Source organism: Neobacillus sp. NRS-1170 (assembly GCF_050468025.1).
This window is the reverse complement of the sequence record NZ_JBITPF010000062.1, coordinates 1-1,644: the sequence shown is the minus strand read 5'-3', so window position 1 is coordinate 1,644 and position 1,644 is coordinate 1. Positions and strand designations below refer to the sequence as shown.

At 44.6% G+C, this 1,644-nt stretch carries 10 tRNA genes and 1 rRNA gene; all 11 read left to right on the top strand.

Features of this window, described 5'->3' with window-relative positions:
- Window positions 1–109 precede the first annotated feature (109 nt).
- The 11 genes from rrf (at window position 110) to ACIFOT_RS23710 (ending at window position 1,241) form a co-directional block, all read left to right on the top strand.
- Window positions 110–226, top strand: a 5S ribosomal RNA gene (gene rrf / locus ACIFOT_RS23760).
- An 11-nt stretch (window positions 227–237) separates the two neighbouring features.
- Window positions 238–312: transfer RNA gene (locus tag ACIFOT_RS23755), tRNA-Asn, on the top strand.
- Window positions 313–340: 28 nt separating this feature from the next.
- Window positions 341–413: transfer RNA gene (locus ACIFOT_RS23750), tRNA-Thr, on the top strand.
- A 20-nt stretch (window positions 414–433) separates the two neighbouring features.
- Window positions 434–505 (top strand) — tRNA-Glu (locus tag ACIFOT_RS23745).
- Between the two features lie 41 nt (window positions 506–546).
- Window positions 547–622: transfer RNA gene (locus ACIFOT_RS23740), tRNA-Val, on the top strand.
- A 37-nt stretch (window positions 623–659) separates the two neighbouring features.
- Window positions 660–732: transfer RNA gene (locus tag ACIFOT_RS23735), tRNA-Thr, on the top strand.
- Window positions 733–747: 15 nt separating this feature from the next.
- Window positions 748–832 (top strand) — tRNA-Tyr (locus ACIFOT_RS23730).
- A gap of 45 nt (window positions 833–877) precedes the next feature.
- Window positions 878–952, top strand: a tRNA-Gln gene (locus tag ACIFOT_RS23725).
- A gap of 3 nt (window positions 953–955) precedes the next feature.
- Window positions 956–1,028, top strand: a tRNA-Lys gene (locus ACIFOT_RS23720).
- Between the two features lie 54 nt (window positions 1,029–1,082).
- Window positions 1,083–1,157, top strand: a tRNA-Gly gene (locus ACIFOT_RS23715).
- Between the two features lie 8 nt (window positions 1,158–1,165).
- Window positions 1,166–1,241, top strand: a tRNA-Ala gene (locus ACIFOT_RS23710).
- The last annotated feature ends 403 nt before the right edge of the window (window positions 1,242–1,644 follow it).

The following is a 1,644-nucleotide window of genomic DNA, read 5'->3' as shown; positions in this document are numbered from 1 at the left end:
TCGTTTTTACTAAAACTTCTTCTGCATTATCTAGTTTTGAGGGAATGAAAAAAATTCCTCTTGCAAAATATAAAAAAGACATTATAATAAAATAGTGTCGATTAAATAGTCTGGTAATAATGGCGAGAAGGTCACACCCGTTCCCATACCGAACACGGAAGTTAAGCTTCTCAGCGCCGATGGTAGTTGGGGCACGCGCCCCTGTGAGAGTAGGACGTTGCCAGGCTGTTATATTGTTCCGCAGTAGCTCAGTGGTAGAGCTATCGGCTGTTAACCGATCGGTCGTAGGTTCGAGTCCTACCTGCGGAGCCATTTTTATTTAAGCAAGAATATAAGCTATGCTTCCATAGCTCAGTAGGTAGAGCACTTCCATGGTAAGGAAGAGGTCAGCGGTTCGAGCCCGCTTGGAAGCTTACCTATATTTTAATAGTATGGCCCCTTGGTCAAGCGGTTAAGACACCGCCCTTTCACGGCGGTAACACGGGTTCGAATCCCGTAGGGGTCACTAAAGTTTTTTTGTGATAACAAAATAACTTTCATTAATTTGGAGGATTAGCTCAGCTGGGAGAGCATCTGCCTTACAAGCAGAGGGTCGGCGGTTCGATCCCGTCATCCTCCACCATATTTTTTTCGTGATAGCGAATATATTTTTCATTTGTGCCGGTTTAGCTCAATTGGTAGAGCAACTGACTTGTAATCAGTAGGTTGGGGGTTCAAGTCCTCTAGCCGGCACCTTTCTTTTTTGATGGAGGGGTAGCGAAGTGGCTAAACGCGGCGGACTGTAAATCCGCTCCCTCGGGGTTCGGCGGTTCGAATCCGTCCCCCTCCACCACTTATATTTTTTTTATTTTTGGACAACCTAGTTACTAACAACTATTGGGCTATAGCCAAGCGGTAAGGCAACGGACTTTGACTTCGTCACGCGTTGGTTCGAATCCAGCTAGCCCAGCCAAGAGAGCCATTAGCTCAGTCGGTAGAGCATCTGACTTTTAATCAGAGGGTCGAAGGTTCGAGTCCTTCATGGCTCATTCTTATATTTAAACCCTAGGTTTCCACTTTCTTGGGTTTTTAATTATGAAAATGCGGAAGTAGTTCAGTGGTAGAACACCACCTTGCCAAGGTGGGGGTCGCGGGTTCGAATCCCGTCTTCCGCTCCAAATTTAATGGGGTCTTAGCTCAGCTGGGAGAGCGCCTGCTTTGCACGCAGGAGGTCAGGGGTTCGATCCCCCTAGACTCCACCATCACACTACATATAAAACTTTGCCTTGAATCTAACTGATTCTAGGCTTTTTTTATGGAATAAAATATATAGGTTTATGAAGGACAAAACCCGGTAAGAAGCTGGTGATAGGTCCTTCATCGTGTCCATGTACAGCTAAATCCCATCAGGGAAATTAGAAAAGTATGATTGGTTCTATTAGACAGTTTTCCGGCTTCAAAGGATTATTTTGGTCTATAGAGTTCTCCTATGGGACACATCCAATAGGATATAAGCCGGTAATGTTCCATAGAGCCTTTCTATGAGACACTTTCAATAGGATATATGCCAGTAATGTCCTATAGAGCCTTTCTATAGGACTCTTCCAATAGAATTTTCCCTCGTAATGTCCCATAGAACTATTCAATGAGACACTTCCAATAGGG